This window comes from Cohnella sp. 56, from assembly GCF_037963805.1.
In the GTDB taxonomy this organism is placed as follows: domain Bacteria; phylum Bacillota; class Bacilli; order Paenibacillales; family Paenibacillaceae; genus Cohnella.
The window spans coordinates 33,923-55,542 of sequence record NZ_JAZDQE010000001.1; the positions used below are offsets into that span (position 1 = coordinate 33,923).

Sequence of the window (21,620 nt, forward strand, 5' to 3'; positions counted from 1 at the left end):
GCAAGGAGCGCGGCGACATGAGGATAACGGAGTGGGAGATGCGTTCGCGGGCCGGAGCCGGGACCGGGGCCGGGGACGACGGGCGGACCTACCGGATTCGCATGGCCGTACCCGAGGGAGAGGCGCCCCGTAGAGGCTATCCGGTCCTCTATGTGCTGGACGGCAACGCGCTGTTCAGTACGGCAGCCGACGCTGTATGGATTCAGAGCCGGCGCACGGCGAAGACGGGCGTTCTGCCCGCCGTCGTCGTGGGCATCGGCTATCCGGGGGAAGAACCGTTTCCGGAGGCGCGCCACTATGACTTTACGCTGCCAGTGCCGCCGGAGCAACTGCCGGCTCACCCGGAGGGCGGGAGCTGGCCCGCGCAGGGCGGCGCGGCAGACTTTCTCCGCTTCATCGAAGACGAGCTGAAGCCTGCGATCGAGGCCCGCTGCCCGATCGATCGGAGCAGGCAGACACTGCTTGGTCATTCGCTGGGCGGGTTGTTCGTGCTGCATGCGCTTTTCGCGCGTCCCGGGTCATTCGGGACCTATGTGGCCGGCAGCCCGTCCATTCACTGGAACCGGGAGCCGCTGGCTGAGGCGGAGAGCAAGTTCGCCGCGCTGCTGCTGGAAGGTGCGGCAGCCCCGATCCGGCTGTTGATCGGCGTCGGCGAGCTGGAGCAGGACCATCGCATCCCGATGGTCGCCAACGCGCGCCAGATGTACGAGCGGATGGCGCTGCTGCAAGACACATGCATGCACGCGGAGTTCCGGCTGTTCGAGGACGACAACCATGTATCGCTGCTGCCGGCTCTGATCAGCCGGGCGATCCGATTCGCCCTGGCGCCGGAGCCAGGAGGATTAATGCGGTAAATAAGGTCAAAGCAACAAATAAGAATGCCACACATCGCTATCCCGGGCCACGGACCGATTTTCGAGCAAATAAGGATGCCGCACATCGCTATCTCGGGCCACGGACCGATTTTCGGGCAAATAAGAATGCCGCACATCGCTATCTCGGGTCACGGACCGCTTTTCGAGCAAATAAGGATGCCGCACATCGCTATCTCGGGCCACGGACCGATTTTCGAGTAAATAAGGATGCCGCGCATCGCTATCTCGGGCCACGGACCGATTTTCGAGCAAATAAGAATGCCGCACATCGCTATCTCGGGCCACGGACCGATTTTCGAGCAAATAAGGATGCCGCACATCGCTATCTCGGGCCACGGACCGATTTTCGAGCAAATAAGGATGCCGCACATCGCTATCTCGGGCCACGGACCGATTTTCGAGCAAATAAGGATGCCGCACATCGCTATCGCGGGTCACGGACCGATTTTCGAGTGAATAAGAATGCCGCACATCGTTATCCCGGGCCATGGACCGCTTTTCGAGCAAATAAGGATGCCGCACATCGCTATCCCGGGCCACGGACCGCTTTTCGAGCAAATAAGGATGCCGCACATCGCTATCTCGGGCCACGGACCGATTTTCGAGCAAATAAGGATGCCGCACATCGCTATCTCGGGTCACGGACCGCTTTTCGAGTAAATAAAATGCCGCACATCGCTATCCCGGGCCACGGACCGATTTTCGAGCAAATAAGAATGCCGCACATCGCTATCGCGGGTCACGGACCGCTTTTCGAGTAAATAAGAATGCCGCGCATCGCTATCTCGCCCCGTTCACCATTAACGCCATAAGCGATCGCGATGCAGCCGCAGATCCCGTGACGTCCGTCGTCGCGGCAGCAAAAAAACGCCGAAGCGCATCGCTCCGGCGGTCTTTTGCTGCGTTAAATTTTCTCGATAACTTTGTCGACCAGTCCGTATTCCTTGGCCTGCTCGGCTTCCATGAAGTTGTCGCGGTCGGTGTCCTTCTCGATGCGCTCGAGCGGCTGGCCCGTGCGCTCGGAGAGGATGCGGTTCAGCTTGTCCCGGAGCTTGAGGATGCGGCGTGCGCGAATCTCGATGTCGCTGGCCTGTCCTTCGGCGCCGCCGAGCGGCTGGTGGATCATGACTTCGGCGTTCGGCAGGGCAAAGCGCTTGCCCTTGGCGCCCGCCGCGAGCAGGAACGCGCCCATGGAGGCGGCCATGCCGACGCAGATGGTGGAGACATCGGGCTTGATGTACTGCATCGTATCGAAGATCGCCATGCCGGACGTGATGGAACCGCCGGGGCTGTTGATGTATAAGTGGATGTCTTTCTCCGGATCTTCGGCCGCGAGGAACAGCATCTGCGCGATGATGGAATTGGCGACCACATCGTTGACCTGGGTGCCCAGGAAAATAATGCGGTCCTTGAGCAGACGGGAATAGATGTCGTAAGCCCGCTCTCCTCGATTAGTCTGTTCGACGACCATAGGGACAAAGCTCATTGCGTGATCCCTCCTCGGGGTGATAGGTGATAGTGAATGTTGATGACGGCCCGAATTCCGTATCCAGGGAAGCTCGGATCGACTGTGAATCCATTCTAATGGATCATGAACCCAAAGTCAAAGAAAGTCAAACGCGAGATCAAAAAAAGCGCCCGTATGGCACGGACGCGTCTGCTGTATCCTAAATGGCGGTATGAATGGTGCTGTAATGGTGCTGAAAATGAAAGGAATATGGCGCGCCCGTAGGGAATCGAACCCCAATCTCAGGCTCCGGAGGCCTGCGTCATATCCGTTGGACCACGGGCGCATGTCGACAACAGCAAGATTCATTATATGCGATAGGCATATGAAAAGCAAGAGCTTTGAAAAGGTTTCGAAAGGGGTATAAAGGGTACAGGGTATTGCCATGTCCGCATATAGCCGCACGCCAGGCATGAGTAGGGACAACGGAAAATAAAAGAGTGCTCTCGACGATTGTTGGGCTTGCAACTAACAACCGAATCCGATAAAATGAAATCAGGAAGTGGGACTTAAAATGTCACAGTGGGACGAATTAAGTCCCACACCGTGAATCCCCGTCGCATTCCGGCCCTATTCATCCGGCATTCAAGGGAGAGACGGAAGAGGATGCGGAACATTCTAGAGATGCAGAAGAAGCTGGTGCCCGATCTGATGCAGGTGCTGCAGAAGCGCTACGACATCATGCGCCGGATCTCGGTCACCGGTACGGGCGGCAGGCGCACATTGGCGGCGAGCCTGGAGCTGACGGAGCGGACGCTGCGCGCGGAGCTCGATCTGCTGCGGGCGCAGGGCCTCATCGAAGCCGGCACGACGGGCGTGAGCCTGACGGATCGGGGCCGGCGCTTGCTCGAAGAGATGGAGCCGATGGTGCGGGAGCTGTTCGGCCTGTCGGACCTGGAGACGGCGCTGTGCAAGCGATTCGGCCTGAAGCAGGCGGTCGTCGTGCCCGGCGACTCCGACACGTCGGAGGAGACCGGCCGCGAGCTCGGCCGGGCCGGCAGCAAGGTGCTGCGCCGTGTCATCGGCCCCGGCGACGTCGTCGCGGTCATGGGCGGCACGACGATGGCGCGCATGGCGGCGCAGTTCTCGGTGCCTTCGCCGCTGCGCGACAACTGGTTCGTGCCGGCGCGCGGCGGTCTCGGCGAGAGCGTGGACTACCAGGCGAACACGATCGCCTCGGAGCTGGCCAAGCGGACGGGCGCGCGGTACCGGATGTTGCACGTGCCCGATCATCTGAGCGAGGAAGCCTACCAGACGATCATGCAGGAGCCGAACGTGCGGGAGGTCGTGGACATGATCCGCAGCGCGCGTATCGTGGTTCACGGCATCGGGGACGCTACGGCTATGGCGCGCCGGCGCAAGCTGAATGAAGGCACCGTGCAGGAGATTATGCGGGACGGTGCGCTGGCCGAGGCGTTCGGCTACTATTTCGACCGCGAGGGTGCGGTCGTCCACCGGATGGCGACGGCGGGTCTTCGGCTCGAGGACATCGAGGCCGCCGAGTCGGTCATCGGCATCGCCGGCGGGCGCAGCAAGGGCGAGGCGATCGCCGCAGTCATGCGCTTCGGACACGACGACGTGCTCGTCACCGACGAGGCGGCCGCCGAGGAAGCGCTCAGGCACGCCGGCGGCTGACGCTGCCGCCGGCACCCCGCGGGGACCGGACCAACCGGCCCCGCGCTGCCGGACCGGGCGACACCTCCCCGGCCCTGCACATCCAGACCGGGCGCTGCCCGCCCGGTCCGGCAGAACATGTGGTCTCGGCGCTTTATGCGCCTGACATAGATCAAATCTTATTTTCCAAACCCAAGGAGGAACTATCAATGACGGTCAAAATCGGTATCAACGGCTTCGGTCGCATCGGTCGCAACGTATTCCGCGCTTCTCTCAACAACCCGGAAGTAGAAGTCGTGGCGATCAACGACCTGACGAGCGTCGACACGCTGAAGCACCTGCTCAAGTATGACACGACGCACGGCACGCTGGACGCGACGGTCGAAGCGGGCGAAGGCGCGCTGATCGTGAACGGCAAGACCATCAAGGTATTCGCCGAGCGCGATCCGGGCAACCTGCCTTGGGCTTCCGTCGGCGCCGAGATCGTCGTCGAATCCACGGGTATCTTCACGGCGAAGGAAAAAGCCGAGCTTCACCTGAAGGGCGGCGCGAAGAAGGTTATCATCTCCGCACCGGCTACGAACGAAGACATCACGATCGTCATGGGCGTCAACGAAGACAAGTACGATCCTGCTCAACATACCGTTATCTCCAACGCATCCTGCACGACGAACTGCCTGGCGCCTTTTGCGAAGGTTATCAATGAAAAGTTCGGCATCGTCAAGGGCATGATGACGACGATCCACTCCTATACGAACGACCAAAGCGTACTCGACCTGCCGCACAAGGATCTGCGCCGCGCCCGCGCCGCTGCAGAAAACATCATCCCGTCCACGACGGGCGCTGCGAAGGCCGTATCGCTCGTACTGCCTGAGCTGAAGGGCAAGCTGAACGGCATGTCGTTCCGCGTACCTACGCCTAACGTATCCGTCACCGACCTGGTAGCCGAAGTTAAGGGCAACGTCACGGTCGACGAAGTCAACGCAGCGCTGAAGGCAGCTGCCGACGGCCCGCTGAAGGGCATCCTGAACTACTCCGACGAGCCGCTCGTATCGAGCGACTACAACGGCGACCCGGCTTCCTCCACGATCGACGCGCTGTCCACGATGGTCGTCGAAGGCAACATGGTGAAGGTCGTCTCCTGGTACGACAACGAGTGGGGCTACTCCAACCGTGTCGTCGACCTGGCGAAGTACATCGCTTCCAAGGGCCTGTAAGACTTATTCTTTATAGAAGATAGACGACGGCAAAGAGGAGACCTGTGCGCTCCTCTTTCCGTCCGTACGGGCTTCAACGAATATTGGAGGGAGAGTCTGTCCTATGAACAAGAAGAGTGTCCGCGACGTTAATGTATCCGGTCAAAAGGTATTCGTCCGCGTCGACTTCAACGTGCCGCTCGAGAACGGCGCGATCACCGACGACACGCGCATCCGCGAAACGCTGCCTACCGTCAAGTATCTGATCGAGAATGGCGCGAAGGTCATCCTGGCGAGCCACCTCGGCCGTCCGAAGGGCGAAGTCGTAGAAGAGCTGCGTCTGACGCCTGTCGCTGCCCGTCTGTCCGAGCTGCTCGGCAAGCCGGTCGTCAAGACCGACGAAGCCGTAGGCGCCGACGTTCAAGCCAAGGTCGACGCGCTGCAAAACGGCGACGTGCTGCTGCTCGAGAACGTCCGCTTCTACCCTGGCGAAGAAAAGAACGATCCCGAGCTGGCGAAGCAATTCGCGGCGCTGGCCGATCTGTTCGTCAACGACGCATTCGGCGCCGCTCACCGCGCGCACGCGTCCACCGAAGGCATCGCGCATCATCTGCCGGCCGTCTCCGGTCTCCTGATGGAGAAGGAACTCGACGTGCTGGGCAAGGCGCTCAACGATCCGGACCGTCCGTTCACGGCGATCATCGGCGGCTCCAAGGTCAAGGACAAGATCGACGTCATCGACAAGATGATCGAGATCGCGGACAACATCATCATCGGCGGCGGCATCTCCTACACGTTCTTCAAGTCCCAGGGCTACGAGATCGGCCTGTCGCTGCTCGACGAGTCCAAGCTGGAGAAGGTCAAGGAGTTCGTCGAAAAGGCGAAGCAGCTCGGCAAGAAGCTGTACCTGCCGGTCGACCTCGTCATCTCCGATGACTTCAAGTCCGACAAGAACATCGAGATCGTCGGCATCGACGGCATCCGTCCCGACTGGGAAGGCGTCGATATCGGGCCCAAGACGCGCGAGATCTACGCGGACGTCATCAAAAACTCCAAGCTGGTCGTCTGGAACGGACCGATGGGCGTATTCGAGGTCGAAGGTTTCTCGAACGGCACGCGTGCGGTAGCGCAGGCGTGCGCGGATACTTCTGCATACACGGTCATCGGCGGCGGCGACTCCGCTGCGGCTGCCGAGAAGTTCAAGCTGGCAGGCGAGATGGATCATATCTCCACGGGCGGCGGCGCGTCGCTCGAATTCATGGAGGGCAAGGCGCTTCCTGGCGTCGTCGCCCTGAACGACAAGTGAGGGTGAACCCATGAGCAGAACTCCGATCATCGCTGGCAACTGGAAAATGTTCAAGACCGTCTCCGAAGCGACTGCATTCGTGTCCGAGGTGAAGGGCAAAGCTGAAGTCGCCAGCGTCGAGGCTGTCGTCTGCGCGCCGTTCACGGCGCTGCCGGCGCTCGTCGAAGCGGTCAAGGGCACGTCGATCAAGGTCGGCGCGCAAAACATGCACTTCGAAGACAACGGCGCCTTCACCGGCGAGATCAGCGGCGTCTTCCTGAAAGATCTGGGTGTCGACTACGTCATCATCGGCCACTCCGAGCGCCGGCAGTACTTCGCCGAGACGGACGAGACGGTGAACAAGAAGACGCATGCGGCGTTCAAGCACGGTCTGACCCCGATCGTCTGCGTCGGCGAGAAGCTCGAAGAGCGCGAAGCCGGCAAGACGGATGAGGTCAACCGCGTGCAGACGACGGCCGCACTGGCCGGCCTTACGGCAGAGCAGGCGGCGCAGGTCGTCATCGCTTACGAGCCGATCTGGGCGATCGGCACGGGCAAGTCGTCGACGGCGACGGATGCCAACGACGCGATCAAGGCGATTCGCGGCGTCGTGGCGGAGCTGTTCGGCGCCGAAGTCGCGGCGAAGATCCGCATCCAATACGGCGGCAGCGTGAAGCCGAACAACGTCGCCGAGTACATGGGCGAATCCGACATCGACGGCGCGCTCGTCGGCGGCGCCAGCCTGGAGCCGGCCTCCTTCATCGCCCTCGTCGAGGGGGCGAAGTAAGATGGCAGCTCCGAAGCCGGTCGCGCTCATCATTCTGGACGGATTCGGCCTGCGCGAGGAGACGCACGGCAACGCCGTGGCCCAAGCGAACAAGCCGAACTTCGACCGTCTGTGGGCGACCTACCCGCATACGCAATTAACCGCTCAGGGCGAGGCCGTCGGCCTCCCCGAGGGCCAGATGGGCAACTCCGAGGTCGGACACCTGAACATCGGCGCGGGCCGCATCGTGTATCAGGACCTGACTCGGATCACCAAGTCGATCCGCGAGGGCGACTTCTATGACAACGAGACGCTGCGCGGCGCGGTGAACCACGCCAAGCAGAACGGCAAGAAGCTGCATCTGTACGGCCTGCTGTCGGACGGCGGCGTGCACAGCCATATCGCGCATCTGTTCGCCCTGCTTGAACTTGCGAAGCGCGAGGGCCTTGGCGACGTATATATTCATGCGTTCCTCGACGGACGCGATGTGGCGCCGGACAGCGCGGTCGGCTATCTGACCCAGCTGCAGGCGAAGATCGAAGAGCTCGGCATCGGCAAGATCGCGACCGTGCAAGGACGCTACTATGCGATGGACCGCGACAAGCGGTGGGAGCGCGTCGAGAAGTCGTACCGTGCGATGGTGTACGGCGACGGCCCGACGGCGGTCGATCCGATCCAGGCGGTCAAGGCGTCCTACGAAGCGTCGGTGTACGACGAGTTCGTACTGCCGACGGTCATCGTCGGCGTGGACGGCAAGCCGGTCGGACTGGTCGAGTCCGAAGACGCGGTCATCTTCTTCAACTTCCGTCCGGACCGTGCGATCCAACTGTCCAACGTGTTCACGAACGAGGACTTCCGCGGCTTCGACCGCGGCGCGGGACGCCCGGTCGGCCTGTACTTCGTCTGCCTGACGCTGTTCAGCGAGACGGTCGGCGGGTTCGTCGCGTACAAGCCCAAGGAACTGGACAACACGCTGGGCGAGGTGCTCGTACAGCAGGGCAAGACGCAGCTGCGCATCGCCGAGACCGAGAAGTACCCGCACGTCACGTTCTTCTTCAGCGGCGGCCGCGATCTGCAGCTGCCGGGCGAGACACGCGTGCTGATCAACTCGCCGAAGGTCGCCACGTACGACCTGCAGCCGGAGATGAGCGCCTATGAAGTAGCGGACGCGGCGGTCAAGGAGATCGAGTCCGACAAGCACGACGCGATCATCCTGAACTTCGCGAACCCGGACATGGTCGGCCACTCCGGCATGCTGGAGCCGACGATCAAGGCCGTCGAAGCGACGGACGCCTGCCTCGGCCGCGTCGTCGACGCGATCCTCGCCAAGGGCGGCGCCGCCGTCATCATCGCCGACCACGGCAACGCCGACATGGTCATCGATGCTGCGGGCCGCCCGTTCACGGCGCACACGACCAACCCGGTCCCGTGCATCGTGACCAAGCACGGCGTCTCGCTGCGCGACGGCGGCATGCTGGCGGACGTAGCGCCGACGCTGCTGACGCTGCTTGAGCTGCCGCAGCCGGCCGAGATGACCGGCCGCACGCTGCTCGCGCCGCTGGGCGAGTAAGCTCGCAGGAGACGGCGTGGCAGCCGCCGCGCCTGTCTGGACGAATAGCTGCAAAAAAGCAGCTATTCGTCGTCTTGCGGCCGGGAGATCGCGCGATAGCTGCAAATATGCAGCTATTTATCGAGAATCAGCCGCAATCGGGCTCGTGGCAGGGGAATGAACTGCATATTCGCAGCTATCCCCGTCGCAGCCGGCCGTAGCTGCCGGATCAACTGCATATTTGCAGCTAAATCCGGCGCCAATCGGCTCAACCGGCTCAACCGACTCGATCGACGCAACCGACTCGATCGGCTCAACCGACGCAACCGACTCGAACGAACCGATTACATTTAACTAACTAAGGAGTGTTCATTCCCATGACGATTATTTCCGACGTCTATGCACGCGAAGTATTGGACTCCCGCGGCAACCCTACGGTTGAAGTCGAAGTCCGCCTCGAATCCGGCGCGTTCGGCAGCGCCATCGTACCGTCCGGCGCTTCCACCGGCGCATACGAAGCTGTCGAGCTTCGCGACGGCGACAAAGACCGCTACCTCGGCAAGGGTGTCGAGAAGGCTGTCGACAACGTCAACTCTATCATCGCGCCGGAGATCATCGGCTACGACGCGCTCGACCAGGTCGCCATCGACCGCAAGATGATCGAGCTCGACGGCACGCCGAACAAGGCGAAGCTGGGCGCCAACGCGATCCTGGCCGTCTCGATCGCCGTCGCGCGCGCAGCCGCCGATGCTCTCGACCTGCCGATCTACGCTTACCTCGGCGGCTTCAACGCCAAGACGCTGCCTGTGCCGATGATGAACATCGTCAACGGCGGCGCGCACGCCGACAACAATGTCGACGTGCAAGAATTCATGGTGCTGCCGGTCGGCGCGCCTACGTTCAAGGAAGCGCTCCGCACGGGCGCCGAGATCTTCCACGCGCTCAAGGGCGTGCTCAAGGCCAAGGGCCTGAACACGGCCGTAGGCGACGAAGGCGGCTTCGCACCGAACTTCGGCTCCAACGAAGAAGCGCTGTCCACGATCATCGAGGCCATCGAGAAGGCCGGCTACAAGCCGGGCGTCGACGTGTTCCTGGGCATGGACGTCGCTTCGACCGAGTTCTACAAGGACGGCAAGTACCACCTCGAGGGCGAAGGCAAGTCCTACACGTCCGCCGAGTTCGTCGACCTGCTCGCCAGCTGGGTTGACAAGTACCCGCTGATCACGATCGAAGACGGCTGCTCCGAAGACGACTGGGAAGGCTGGAAGCTGCTGACCGAGAAGCTCGGCGACAAGATCCAGCTCGTCGGCGACGACCTGTTCGTCACCAACACCGAGCGTCTGTCGAAGGGCATCGAGCAAGGCATCGGCAACTCGATCCTCGTCAAGGTCAACCAGATCGGCTCCCTGACCGAGACGTTCGAAGCGATCGAGATGGCCAAGACCGCCGGCTACACGGCCGTCATCTCGCACCGCTCCGGCGAGTCCGAGGACAGCACGATCGCCGACATCGCCGTCGCGACCAATGCCGGCCAGATCAAGACAGGCGCGCCGTCCCGTACGGACCGCGTAGCGAAGTACAACCAGCTGCTTCGCATCGAAGACCGCCTGGGCGGCTCCGCCGTATACGCGGGCAAGAAGGCGTTCTACAACCTGAAGAAGTTCAAGTAAGACCGGCCCGGCCCACCGCGGCCGCGCCAATAGCATGATCGACCGATCCCCGGGGAACGCTGCCTATGCGGCCGTTTTCTCGGGGATTTTTTACAATGGAACGGTGTGAGCCGAGGCGGCCATGGATCAAGATAAAAACTTGTGCTGCGAATTATGACACCGTACGCCGCATCCGCTCGCCCGAAAGTCCAAATGCCATATAAATTCAGCCAATATCGGACTCGTAAGCGTTCTCTCCGCAAGCCTATAATAAAGGCAAGCAAGCGTCTCATGCATGCGCGATCGCGCAAATCCCATGTTGGAGGTAATAATGATGAGCAAGCCGCAATTGGGTATTCAGCTGTATTCCGTACGCGACCGCAGCGAGAAGGACTTCCTCGGCACGATCCGCGAGATCGCCGATATCGGATACAAGAACGTAGAACTGGCAGGCAACTATGGCGTGTCCGCCGCCGATCTGAAAAAGGCGCTCGCCGATGCCGGCCTGAACGCGAACTCGGCGCATGTCGGACTGAACGTACAGGAGCCGGACAAGTTCGAGGACGATCTGAACGAGAAGGTCGCCTACTACAAGGAGCTCGGCGTCAAGCGCTTCGTCGTGCCGTGGTTCCCGCTGGCGGACAACCCGTCCGTCGAAGATGTGAACCAGTTCGTCGAGACGCTGAAGCGCGCCTCTGCGATCGTTCGCGCCGCCGGTCTGGAGTTCGGTTACCACAACCATGCGTTCGAGTTCAAGCCGGCACAGGACGGCAAGCTGGTCATCGACCACTTGTTCGAGCAGCTGTCCGCCGAAGAACTGGTCGCCGAGTTCGACCTGGGCTGGGTGAAGGTCGCCGGCCAAGACCCGGCTGCCTACATCGAGAAGTATGCGGGCCGCCTGCCGCTCGTGCACGCCAAGGACTTCAAGGAAGACGGCACGGACACCGAGATCGGCAAGGGCTCGGTCGACTGGGATTCCGCACTCGCGGCAGCCGAGAAGGCGGGCGTCGAGTACGTCATCATCGAGCAGGAGCAGTACGACGTGAGCTCGCTTGAGAGCGCGAAGCTGAACTTCGAATGGTTCAAGGCGCGCGGTTGGGTCTAAGATTCAGGACCGGTTATAAACGGGATGTCAAGCTCGGCCGCTGGCCGGGCTTTTTTTCTTGAGCGGCAGACAAGCTTCATCCATCCTTCATTCGCTATTCATGCCATCTTCATGCATATCCGGCCCGTCCCGGGATAGAGTAAGAATAGCGATTCTATCTTACTTATAGAGGTGACCGTGATGGCGAACGAACACGATCGGAATGACGGGCAAGAAGCGCAAGCCGACGGACGGCAGGAGATGACGCTGACCAATCGGCAGGGACACCCGATTACGGACAACCAGAATGTGCGGACGGTAGGCAGCAGAGGGCCGACGACGCTGGAGAACTATCATTTTCTCGAGAAAATCACGCACTTCGACCGCGAGCGCATCCCGGAGCGTGTCGTGCACGCGCGCGGCGCCGGGGCGCACGGCTACTTCGAGGCTTACGGCAAAGCCGGAGAGGAGCCCGTCTCGAAGTACACGCGGGCGAAGCTGTTCCAGGAGCCGGGCAAGCGCACGCCGGTGTTCGTCCGCTTCTCGACCGTCGTGCACGGCGGGCATTCGCCGGAGACGCTGCGCGATCCGCGCGGGTTCGCGGTCAAGTTCTATACGGAGGACGGCAACTGGGATCTCGTCGGCAACAATCTGAAAATTTTCTTCATCCGCGATCCGCTCAAGTTCCCGGACATGGTGCATGCGTTCAAGCCCGATCCGGTGACGGGCATCAACAATATGGAGCGCATGTTCGACTTCCTGTCTCTCACGCCGGAGGCGACGCATATGGCGACGTTCCTGTTCTCCCCGTGGGGCATTCCGGCCAACTACCGGCAGATGCAGGGCTCGGGCGTCAATACATACAAGTGGGTCAACAAGGACGGCGCCGGCGTGCTGGTGAAGTACCATTGGGAGCCGCTCAAGCTGCCGATCCACAATCTGACGCAGGCGGACGCGAGCGCGATCCAGGGGATGAACTACAGTCATGCCACACAGGATCTGTACGAAGCGATCGAGAAAGGCGAATATCCGGAGTGGGAGCTGCGCGTGCAAATATTGAGCGACGACGAGCATCCCGAACTGGACTTCGACCCGCTCGATCCGACCAAGCTGTGGCCGGAGGAGGCGGCGCCCATGCTGCCCGTCGGCAAAATGGTGCTCGACCGCAATCCGGTTAATTACTTCGCGGAGGTCGAGCAGGCGGCGTTCGGCACCGGCGTGCTGGTGGACGGACTCGACTTCTCGGACGACAAGCTGCTGCAGGGGCGGACATTCTCGTACTCGGACACGCAGCGCCATCGCGTCGGCACGAACTACCTGCAGCTGCCGATCAATGCGCCGCGGACGGCTGTCGCGACGAATCAACGCGACGGCCAGATGGCGTACCGCGTCGACGCCGCGCCGGGGCAGAGCCCGCATGTCAACTACGAGCCGTCCTCCCTGGGCGGCTTGAAGGAAGCGCCGAAGGCGGGCAAGGATCATGAGCCGCATTATGAAGCGAAGCTCGTGCGGCAGAAGCTCGATCGGCCGAACGACTTCAAGCAGGCGGGCGAGACGTACCGGGCGTTCGAGGATTGGGAGCGCGACGAGCTGATCGCGAACCTGGTGGCGAATCTGAGCATCTGCAAGGCGGACATCCGCGAGCGGATGATCGGCTACTTCACGCAGGCCGATCCGGACTATGGCAGGCGCGTGCGCGAGGGGCTGGATGCGGTGCCGGGGCTGACGGGTGACGGCGCGCCGCACACCAGCTCTCCGGCGGCGGACGCGGCGGTTGAAGAAGCCAAGCGGCTGGGCGGCGATACGGACGGGTATTGAGATTGCGGCTCACGGGGCGTTCTCTGCGGCGATGCCGGGGGCGTCCCGTTCTGCTTGTTGTAGTGCGAGATGCCGATGAGAGGTGAAGCTGCGTGCGTTGTTGCGTGCGTTGTACGGTAGAATCGCATAACGCAGGCGCTCGGAGCGCCGACGAGGCGAAGTGCGGTACAATCGCGTAAATCGGCCCAGCTTCATTTCAAGTTGCCACGCCATTGGGCTTGTGCTATTATGAAACTAACGTTCTATGCCTATTGAACCGTTTTCAGTGTTCCGGCATTGCGGGGGGTGGAAGCAGTGGAAATCGCTTTGAAAATCGTATTGATCATTTTCTCGCTTGGCCTGATCGGCACCGTTTTGTTGCAGCGTGGGAAGAGCGCGGGTCTGTCGGGCGCCATCTCCGGCGGCGCGGAGCATTTGTTCGGCAAGCAGAAGGCACGCGGCCTGGATTTGTTCCTTCAGCGTCTCACGATTGTGCTGGCAGTCGGATTTTTCGTATTGTCCTTGATCGTTGCTTACGTCGTGAAGTCGTAATTCCAACGTCGTTCGGGCGGGAAGCGAGGGCTTCCCGCTTTTTTTGTGCCATCCGCATGAATTGCATCACGGCCGCTCCGCGCCTGACGCAGCGGATTCGGCATTACGGTCGGGCTGCCCTCCGCGGGAGGCGCGGCCTTCGAGCGGCAACTTGCTGCGCTCCGATTGGCTCACCGACAATTCGTGTATACTATTGGAAGATGAGGTGATGCCAGTGCCATCGTGGAGCGAGCAGGAGTTGCTCGAGATGATGAAGAATTCAGACTACAAGCCACTCACGTACAAGGAACTCGAAGCGCACTTCGAGATCACGGACGCCACGGAGTTCAAAGCCTTCCTGCGTCTGTTGACGGAGATGGAAGAGGCGGGGAAGATCATGCGCTCCCGCGCCCAGCGATACGGCCTGCCCGAGCAGATGAACCTGCTGCGCGGCCGCGTGCAAGCGCATGCGAAGGGATTCGCCTTCCTGCTGCCTGAGCAAGAGGGACATCCGGATCTCTATATCAATGCGAACGATCTCAAAGGCGCGATGAACGGGGATGTCGTGCTGGCCCGGATCACGTCGAAGAATCACGACGGCAGCCGCATGGAGGGCGAGGTCGTGAAGATCGTCAGCCGCGCGGTCACGCAGGTCGTCGGCGTGTTCGAGCATCATGAGAGCCACGGGCTCGTCATCCCGGACGACAAGCGGATCAACAAGGAGATCTACGTCCGGCCCGCGAACTTCAAGGGCGCCGTCACCGGGCAGAAGGTCGTCGCGGACATCGTGCATTATCCGGAGGGCAAGGCGGCCGCCGAGGGTGAGATCGTCGAGGTGCTCGGGCACAAGGATGATCCGGGAGTCGATATTCTCAGCATCATCCGCAAGCACGGCCTGCCTGAGAAGTTCCCTCAGGAGGTCGAAGCCGAGGCCGATGCCGCGCCGGATGCGATCACCGAAGACGAGATCGTGCGCCAGGGCCGGCGTGACCTGCGGGGCAAGACGATCGTGACGATCGACGGCGAGGATGCCAAGGATCTCGACGATGCGGTCAATGTGGAAAGGCTGCCGAACGGCAACTATGTCCTGGGCGTTCATATCGCGGACGTCAGCTATTATGTGAAGGACAAGTCCCGGCTCGACGAGGAAGCCTACAACCGCGGCTGCAGCGTGTATCTCGTCGATCGCGTCATCCCGATGCTGCCGCACCGGCTGTCCAACGGCATCTGTTCGCTCAATCCGAAGGTGGACCGGCTGACGATGTCCTGCGAGATGGAGTTCGAGGCCGGCACGATGAAGCGGGTCCGCCACGACATTTTCACCAGCGTCATCAAGACGACGGAGCGCATGACCTACACCAACGTCCGCAAGATTCTCGTAGACGAGGATCCGGAGCAGATGGAACGATACGCGCCGCTCGTCGAGACGTTCCGCACGATGCGGGAGCTGGCGCTGGCGCTGCAGGACAGCCGGATGCGCCGCGGCGCGATCGACTTCGACTTCGAGGAGTCCAAGGTCATTGTGGACGAGGAAGGCAAGCCGGTCGACATCGTGAAGCGCGAGCGCTCGATCGCCGAGCAGATCATCGAGGAGTTCATGCTGGCGGCGAACGAGACGGTTGCGGAGCATTTCCACTGGCTGAAGGTACCGTTCCTGTACCGGATTCACGAGGACCCGGACAGCGACAAGCTGCTGACGTTCGTGCAGTTCGCTTCGAACCTCGGCTATACCGTGCGCGGCAAGGGCAATTCGGTGCACCCGCGCGCGCTGCAGGGTCTGCTGGAGCAGATCCGCGATACGAAGGAAGAGAACGTCATCAGCACGATGATGCTGCGTTCGATGAAGCAGGCCAAGTACGACGCCCAGAGCCTGGGGCACTTCGGGCTTGCGGCTGAATTTTATACGCACTTCACCTCACCGATCCGGCGTTATCCGGACCTGGTCATCCACCGTGTCATGCGCGAGGTGCTCGAGAACGGCGGCACGCTGCCGGAGGAACGTCTCACGCAATGGGCGGGGCGCATGCCCGACATCGCGCAGCAATCCTCCGAGCGCGAGCGCGTGGCGGTCGATGCGGAGCGGGATACGAACAAGCTGAAAAAAGCCGAATTCATGCTGGACAAGGTCGGCGAGGAATTCGAGGGCATCATCAGCGGCGTGACGGGGTTTGGCATGTTCGTCGTGCTCGACAATACGGTAGAAGGTCTGGTCCGCCTCGGCGAGATGACCGACGACTACTACCACTTCGACGAGCGTCAGATGGCGCTGCTCGGCGAGCGCACGAGCAAGGTGTACCGGCTGGGGGATGAAGTGCGCATCAGAGTGGGACGGGTGAACATGGACGATTATAACATCGACTTCGAAGTGGTCGGCATGAAGCCGCGAAGCGAGAGCAGAGGCGGCGCCGGCGGCGCGGCCGGACAGCGCGGCGGCCACGATGGCGGCGCAGGCGGATTCGCGGGCGCGCGCAAGGGCAAGAAACGCCGCGGCGGCGGGGAAGCGCCGTCGGCGGAAGGCGGTCGCGGCGAGGCATCGCGCGGCGAAGGCGGCGGACGCCGCGGCAAGCGCGGCGGCGCGCGCGGGGATGCGGGCGCCGGGCATGCGGCGCCGCCGTATGTGGCCGCCGAGGCGAAGCCGGGCGGCGGCAAGCGCGGCCCTGGCGGACACGGCGGCGTAGCCAGCGACGAGCGGGACGAGTCGCCGAGGCTGAGCGAGCTCGGCGAGTTCGAGCAGTCGGCTGTGCAGCTGCCGCAGCCGCAGCGGCGCGGCGCGGGGCTCGCCAGCGAGGAGCAGATCGGCTTGGGCAGCGATGCGGGAATCCCGCCGCGGCACGAGCGTGACCGCGAGCCGGTCGACGTGAACCGCGATTCGCCGGATTATGTGCCGGCGCCGACGCAGAAGAGCAAGCGCGGTCCGCGGCTCGACATGTGGGGCCTGCCGTTCACGACGCGCAAGTATGCGAACGATGACGACGAGGAGCGCTTCTACGGCGAGAAAAGCCAGCTGCGCCGCGAGCGCAGCGCGCTCGGCCACGGCCGGGGCGGCAATCGCTCCGGCGGCAGGCCGGGCGGGGGGCCGGGCGGCCGCGGCGGCCGCTTCGGCGGCAAGCCCGGAGCGGGCGGCAAGCCGGGGCCAGGCGGACGCCCGCAGGGCGGCGGCCCAGGCCAGGCCAGCGGCGCGCCCGGCGATCGCGGGCGCAGCGCGCGCGCCAAGGCGGCTGCGCAGACGGCCGCGGCCTCGACCGCAGGCAAGCCTGCGCAGGACGCCCCAGGGGCGGAAGGCGCGGCCAAGCCGCGCCGCCGGCGCAAGCCGAAGGCGCCCGGCGCCAAGCCGACGCCTTCGCCTGAACAGCCATAAACGATAATAGAGGAGCCTTCCGCAGCTGCGGGGGGCTTCTTTTTCAAATGAATAGGGTCGTACTGCGCATCCGCCCGCCAATGTACATTCGATTGACATTACATTACTCGCTCGGCCTCTTTCCCACCTCAATGTGCATCCGCTCGGCAGCACACCATCCGGCCGCACCCTCGATCCTCGCCCCTCGCCCCAAGTATGCACATAGATCAACAAACGCCGCCCGTACCAACCAATCTCGCCCCCATTCCTCGCATCCGCTATCTCCTCGGCAGGCGTCGAGCGTCACTGGCGGATTTTCCGCAAAACCCATTAGACAAGCGCAGGCCAATCCGCTAGGATAGATCATGGTAAACATGGGCGCAGGGCTGCGCCGACGGGGGGATACGAAGGGATGGCAGGGCAGGACAAGCTGTATCATGTGCTAGGAGCCAAGCAGTTCTCGCGGAGCGAGCTGGAGGAGCTGTTCGCGGCGTCGCGGGCGATGGAGGACGTCGTGCAGGCAGGCGGCGATCGGCGGCATACGGGCCGGATTATGACGACGCTGTTTTTCGAGGCGAGCACGCGGACGCGGCTGTCGTTCGAATCGGCGATGAATCGGCTCGGCGGCAGCGTCATCGGGACGGAGAACGCGGCGCAGTTCTCGTCGGCGATCAAGGGCGAGACGCTGGAGGATACGATCCGCATCATTACCGGCTATAGCGATGTCATCGTCATGCGGCATACGGAGGTTGGCGCCGCGAAGCGCGCGGCTGCTGTCGCTGGCGTGCCGGTCATCAACGCGGGCGATGGCGCCGGCGAGCACCCAACACAGGCGCTGCTGGACGCCTATACGATTCAGAAGGAATGCGGCAGCCTCGACGGTTTGCGGATCGCGATGGTCGGCGACCTGGCTTATGGACGTACGGTGCATTCGCTGAGCTACATGCTGGCCAACTTCAAGGATGTCACGATCTACTACATCTCGCCGGAGAATGTGCCGATCCCGCCTTCGGTCAAGCATTATATGGACGAAAAGGGCGTACGGTACGAGGAGACGACGGATCTGAACGCGGTGGCAGGTTCGGTTGATGTGCTCTATCAGACGCGTATCCAGAAGGAGCGCTTCCCGTCCCCGGAGGAGTACGACAAGGCCGCCGGCCAATATATCGTCGACGCCGCGCTTCTGGACCGCATGCGCCGCGATGCAATTGTACTTCACCCGCTGCCGCGGGCCGGCGAGATCGCGGAGGAGGTCGACAGCGACCCGAGGGCCGCTTACTTCCGCCAAGCGCAGAACGGCCTTTACATCCGCATGGCGCTCATCGACCGGGCGCTGCGCGCCTGATCCGGCTTCGGGAGCAAGCGGTGAATCGCGCCAGCTCACGGAGCTTGCGAACGGCGCCTATAAACGATCGATCACGGCGGACGCCGAAGGACTTCCTTCGGCGTTCGTTGTCTTATCCTGTAAATGCGATGACGAATCCGATTATTCAACTTCATCGGACGTCACTATTTATTGCCGAGCTGTTCCGCCAGACCGATTAACAGTCCGTCTTTTGCACGGATGTAGCAGAGCCGGTACGAGTTCTCGTATTGAACCACTTCGCCGACGAGCTGAGCACCATGCTTGATGAGTCGGGATACCAGTTCGTCGATGTCTTCAACGGTGAACATGACGCGCAGATAGCCGAGGGCATTGACCGGGGCGGCTCGGTGGTCGGATATCGCAGGCGGGGTGAGGAAGCGAGAGAGCTCAATTCGGCTGTGGCCATCCGGGGTAATCATCATAGCAATCTCTACATGCTGAGAGCCAAGCCCGGTTACGCGACCGGCCCATTCACCTTCAATAACAGCTCGCCCCTCCAGCTTCAAGCCAATCTCCTCGAAAAAAGAAATGGCGTCATCCAGGGATTCCACCACAATGCCGACATTGTCCATTCTGAGCAGTTTGTTATTTGCCATCGTTTTATCTCCTTGTGCGTACAAAGTTTGGGTCTTAACGTCGTCAGCGTTATTCCTTAAACATTTCGGAGTTGCGATCCTATCTCCTGCTAATTATCAGTGATCTCCTTGTTCGGCTGCGCGGACAAGCCGGGCACGAGCTTTTTCGATGTCCCGGCGTCGCTGAAGATTCGGAGACGGGGAGGTCGTCGCAAGGCAGATATGATTGGGACGCCCGTTTGGCTCGTGATGAGCCTGCGATTATTTTTTGCGGCGGCCCCGGCGGTTGTTTCGATGCAGCCTTGGGGTATATGTTGATTGCGGATGGTGGGCAGCCGGTATCGTCTCGATTTTTACGCGGTAATACCGTTTTGCGCCGATGTTTTTATTCCACCGACCGTATTTTGCCGTTCTAGCATGTCGAGTTGTGAGCGGCTGGAAGCGCATGATATAATGAGGGTCCGATTGCAATGGAATGAACGTGGGGTGATGCAGCGTGGTGAAGAGCAAGGACCAGTTCGACAAGCCGCTCGCACAGAACAGGAAGGCTTCGCACGATTACTTCATCGAGGATACGTTCGAGGCGGGCATGGTGCTGACCGGGACTGAGATCAAGTCGCTGCGGGGCGGCCGCGCCAATATGGGCGATGCGTTCGCGACGATACGGAACGGCGAGATATTCCTTCACAACATGCATATCAGCCCTTTCGAGCAGGGCAACCGGCACAATCCGACCGACCCGACGCGCACACGCAAGCTGCTCATGCACAAGGCCCAGATCCGCAAGCTCGTCGGCGCTTCCAAGCAAGAGGGCTACACGATCGTGCCGCTCAAGGTATACACGCGCAACGGGTACGCCAAATGCCTCATCGGCCTCGGCAAAGGCAAAAAGAACTACGACAAGCGCGAATCCGCCGCTAAAAAGGATGCGCAGCGCGACATTCAGCGGGCGCTCCGGGAGAAGCAGAAGGTCGCGAGGTAAGACGGACTGTGAGCGGCGTTAAGAGCGTAGTTAGCGGACTTCGCAAGCCGGCGTAGCGCGCCGTTCAGGCGAGATTGGTGCGATTCGGGCAGCTCATATTGTTTGATCGACCGTCCCAGGCAGTCATCGCCAATCGTCCCAGCAATGCCGTGCAGTATTCGGCGGCGGGATGTGCTATACTATAGAAGTTCCACCGATGCGATTTGTTTTATGCACCTTGTTCGTACCTGCCGATCTTCACTGCTGCGACAGGAAGATGGGCGCCTGAAGATCCGTTCGCTTGGCCGACTGAGTTCGTGTTTTCGGTCCGCCGCGAAGGCTTCGCTTTTATTTAGGGGCCGTTTATGGATTCGACGGGGATAGTTCGGACATGAGTAGCGGGTAGTAGGGCTGCGGCTGCTTCATCAACGCGGAAGCCAATTAACTGGCAAACAACAAACTTCTTACGCTGTAGCAGCCTAAACAACTGCTCTCGTGCTCCTACCTTCCATCGCCCATGTGGCGGGCTAGGGGCTCAACTTTAGTGGGATACGCTGTCTAGTCTCCGCCTGGGGCTAGCTGAAGAAGACAATCAGGCTGACCCGAAGGGAATCCGGTGACAGGGAGTCTCTAGGGTGACATCAAATCTGTCACTACACCCGTAGAAGCTTATGTTGCGTTATCTTCGGACAGGGGTTCGACTCCCCTCGGCTCCACCATAAGGACTCTGACCGCATGAGGTCAGAGTTTTTTTGTTATGGTGGAACCGAGGGGCCAGGCGTTGCCCCCAGTCCGAAGAGGACAGGGGTTCGACCGCGCGCAGGGAGCGAAGCGGACGAGCACGGCATCTGATTCTACCGCTGCGCTCTACTTCGTCGAGTTGGCTTCGTCAGCAAGTTCAATCAGGAATCATATACTCCCCTCGGCTCCACCATGTAAATCCACAACCGCATGAGGTTGTGGATTTTTTGCTATACTGTACATATGAAGCCATAATAAATGATGTTGAGGTGGTTACCATGAGCGCCAAAACTGGTCAGGGACTGCGGGAGGTCCTCAAGGCAGCAAGCAAGTCCGTACGCGAAAAAGCTAAGTTGGCGGGAGCACCGCTGTTTTATATGCAGAACGGGAACCGGGTTCGTGAAGATGCGGACGGGCGAAAATATGCTCTTGTAGTAGACAGTGAAGGGAAAGCATTGGAGTTTCCAATTGAATAAGGGGCCGGAGCTTTCCATTTTTGCGGGGTGCAACGGAGCGGGCAAATCGACGCTTATTGAGCATTACGGGCAAGCATTTGACATTGTTGTGAACCCGGATCTCATCGCCAAAAATCTGAATCCTTCCAAACGTTAAAATGACCTATAAAGCCAGCTTGTTGCCGGGTTGGCTTGGCGGACTGGAACTGTCGACGGAGAAATAGTACTTTGAGCCGACCTTCGCTTGCGGATGGTCGGCTTTGTCTTTGATTTCGCTTAAATTGCATCTTGCTTCATTCCGAACAATTCATTTCTTGATTCCCTCCAGCGAG

At 61.2% G+C, this 21,620-nt stretch carries 15 protein-coding genes, 1 tRNA gene, 1 other RNA gene and 1 pseudogene; 15 read left to right on the plus strand and 3 right to left on the minus strand.

Features of this window, described 5'->3' with window-relative positions:
• The first annotated feature begins 17 nt into the window (after positions 1–17).
• Positions 18–854: an alpha/beta hydrolase gene (locus VQ071_RS00205; RefSeq protein WP_340511821.1), complete on the plus strand. Its 837-nt coding sequence runs from the start codon at positions 18–20 to the stop codon at positions 852–854.
• Between the two features lie 925 nt (positions 855–1,779).
• Here the strand turns inward: VQ071_RS00205 and clpP are convergent.
• Positions 1,780–2,361, minus strand: coding sequence for an ATP-dependent Clp endopeptidase proteolytic subunit ClpP (gene clpP / locus VQ071_RS00210; RefSeq protein ID WP_340511822.1), 582 nt, complete (start codon positions 2,359–2,361; stop codon positions 1,780–1,782).
• Positions 2,362–2,593: 232 nt separating this feature from the next.
• Positions 2,594–2,668 (minus strand) — tRNA-Arg (locus tag VQ071_RS00215).
• Positions 2,669–2,988: 320 nt separating this feature from the next.
• Here VQ071_RS00215 and VQ071_RS00220 point away from each other — a divergent pair.
• The 11 genes and pseudogenes from VQ071_RS00220 (at position 2,989) to pyrB (ending at position 18,535) form a co-directional block, all read left to right on the plus strand.
• Entirely contained in the window at positions 2,989–4,017 is a 1,029-nt protein-coding gene (locus VQ071_RS00220; RefSeq protein ID WP_340511823.1) for a sugar-binding transcriptional regulator, read from the plus strand.
• 188 nt (positions 4,018–4,205) lie between these two features.
• Complete coding sequence (gene gap, locus VQ071_RS00225; RefSeq protein ID WP_340511824.1) at positions 4,206–5,213, plus strand: type I glyceraldehyde-3-phosphate dehydrogenase; 1,008 nt, start codon at positions 4,206–4,208, stop codon at positions 5,211–5,213.
• Positions 5,214–5,316: 103 nt separating this feature from the next.
• Positions 5,317–6,498: a phosphoglycerate kinase gene (locus tag VQ071_RS00230; RefSeq protein WP_340511825.1), complete on the plus strand. Its 1,182-nt coding sequence runs from the start codon at positions 5,317–5,319 to the stop codon at positions 6,496–6,498.
• 10 nt (positions 6,499–6,508) lie between these two features.
• Positions 6,509–7,264: a triose-phosphate isomerase gene (gene tpiA, locus VQ071_RS00235; protein ID WP_340511826.1), complete on the plus strand. Its 756-nt coding sequence runs from the start codon at positions 6,509–6,511 to the stop codon at positions 7,262–7,264.
• 1 nt (position 7,265) lies between these two features.
• Complete coding sequence (gpmI, locus tag VQ071_RS00240) at positions 7,266–8,813, plus strand: 2,3-bisphosphoglycerate-independent phosphoglycerate mutase (protein WP_340511827.1); 1,548 nt, start codon at positions 7,266–7,268, stop codon at positions 8,811–8,813.
• 356 nt (positions 8,814–9,169) lie between these two features.
• A complete protein-coding gene (eno, locus tag VQ071_RS00245; RefSeq protein WP_340511828.1) occupies positions 9,170–10,462 on the plus strand; it encodes a phosphopyruvate hydratase in 1,293 nt (430 codons plus the stop codon).
• A 313-nt stretch (positions 10,463–10,775) separates the two neighbouring features.
• Positions 10,776–11,546 (plus strand): sugar phosphate isomerase/epimerase family protein, encoded by a 771-nt coding sequence (locus VQ071_RS00250; protein ID WP_340511829.1) that lies wholly within the window; start codon positions 10,776–10,778, stop codon positions 11,544–11,546.
• A gap of 237 nt (positions 11,547–11,783) precedes the next feature.
• A pseudogene (locus VQ071_RS00255) lies at positions 11,784–13,343 on the plus strand (catalase); the annotation flags it as partial.
• Positions 13,344–13,637: 294 nt separating this feature from the next.
• Positions 13,638–13,874, plus strand: a complete 237-nt coding sequence (gene secG / locus VQ071_RS00260; protein ID WP_340511831.1) for a preprotein translocase subunit SecG — start codon at positions 13,638–13,640, stop codon at positions 13,872–13,874.
• Positions 13,875–14,082: 208 nt separating this feature from the next.
• A complete protein-coding gene (gene rnr, locus VQ071_RS00265; protein ID WP_340511832.1) occupies positions 14,083–17,211 on the plus strand; it encodes a ribonuclease R in 3,129 nt (1,042 codons plus the stop codon).
• A 391-nt stretch (positions 17,212–17,602) separates the two neighbouring features.
• Positions 17,603–18,535 (plus strand): aspartate carbamoyltransferase, encoded by a 933-nt coding sequence (pyrB, locus tag VQ071_RS00270; protein WP_340511833.1) that lies wholly within the window; start codon positions 17,603–17,605, stop codon positions 18,533–18,535.
• Positions 18,536–18,699: 164 nt separating this feature from the next.
• Here pyrB and VQ071_RS00275 read toward each other — a convergent pair whose 3' ends face one another.
• Complete coding sequence (locus VQ071_RS00275; RefSeq protein WP_340511834.1) at positions 18,700–19,152, minus strand: VOC family protein; 453 nt, start codon at positions 19,150–19,152, stop codon at positions 18,700–18,702.
• Positions 19,153–19,630: 478 nt separating this feature from the next.
• Here VQ071_RS00275 and smpB point away from each other — a divergent pair, with 478 nt between their 5' ends.
• The 3 genes from smpB to VQ071_RS00290 all read left to right on the plus strand — a co-directional run bounded on the left by smpB (position 19,631) and on the right by VQ071_RS00290 (position 21,309).
• Positions 19,631–20,113, plus strand: a complete 483-nt coding sequence (gene smpB / locus VQ071_RS00280) for an SsrA-binding protein SmpB (RefSeq protein ID WP_340512365.1) — start codon at positions 19,631–19,633, stop codon at positions 20,111–20,113.
• 334 nt (positions 20,114–20,447) lie between these two features.
• Positions 20,448–20,811, plus strand: a transfer-messenger RNA (tmRNA) gene (gene ssrA / locus VQ071_RS00285).
• Positions 20,812–21,111: 300 nt separating this feature from the next.
• The gene (locus VQ071_RS00290) at positions 21,112–21,309 is read left to right on the plus strand and encodes a hypothetical protein (protein ID WP_340511835.1); all 198 of its coding nucleotides are present in this window, start codon (positions 21,112–21,114) and stop codon (positions 21,307–21,309) included.
• Positions 21,310–21,620: the final 311 nt, after the last annotated feature.

Excerpts from the sequence above, each read along its gene's own strand:
- VQ071_RS00205 (WP_340511821.1), top strand. The coding sequence starts at position 18 with ATGAGGATAACGGAGTGGGAGATGCGTTCGCGGGCCGGAGCCGGGACC.
- clpP (WP_340511822.1), bottom strand. The coding sequence starts at position 2,361 with ATGAGCTTTGTCCCTATGGTCGTCGAACAGACTAATCGAGGAGAGCGG.
- VQ071_RS00220 (WP_340511823.1), top strand. The coding sequence starts at position 2,989 with ATGCGGAACATTCTAGAGATGCAGAAGAAGCTGGTGCCCGATCTGATG.
- gap (WP_340511824.1), top strand. The coding sequence starts at position 4,206 with ATGACGGTCAAAATCGGTATCAACGGCTTCGGTCGCATCGGTCGCAAC.
- VQ071_RS00230 (WP_340511825.1), top strand. The coding sequence starts at position 5,317 with ATGAACAAGAAGAGTGTCCGCGACGTTAATGTATCCGGTCAAAAGGTA.
- tpiA (WP_340511826.1), top strand. The coding sequence starts at position 6,509 with ATGAGCAGAACTCCGATCATCGCTGGCAACTGGAAAATGTTCAAGACC.
- gpmI (WP_340511827.1), top strand. The coding sequence starts at position 7,266 with ATGGCAGCTCCGAAGCCGGTCGCGCTCATCATTCTGGACGGATTCGGC.
- eno (WP_340511828.1), top strand. The coding sequence starts at position 9,170 with ATGACGATTATTTCCGACGTCTATGCACGCGAAGTATTGGACTCCCGC.
- VQ071_RS00250 (WP_340511829.1), top strand. The coding sequence starts at position 10,776 with ATGAGCAAGCCGCAATTGGGTATTCAGCTGTATTCCGTACGCGACCGC.
- rnr (WP_340511832.1), top strand. The coding sequence starts at position 14,083 with ATGCCAGTGCCATCGTGGAGCGAGCAGGAGTTGCTCGAGATGATGAAG.
- pyrB (WP_340511833.1), top strand. The coding sequence starts at position 17,603 with ATGGCAGGGCAGGACAAGCTGTATCATGTGCTAGGAGCCAAGCAGTTC.
- VQ071_RS00275 (WP_340511834.1), bottom strand. The coding sequence starts at position 19,152 with ATGGCAAATAACAAACTGCTCAGAATGGACAATGTCGGCATTGTGGTG.
- VQ071_RS00290 (WP_340511835.1), top strand. The coding sequence starts at position 21,112 with ATGAGCGCCAAAACTGGTCAGGGACTGCGGGAGGTCCTCAAGGCAGCA.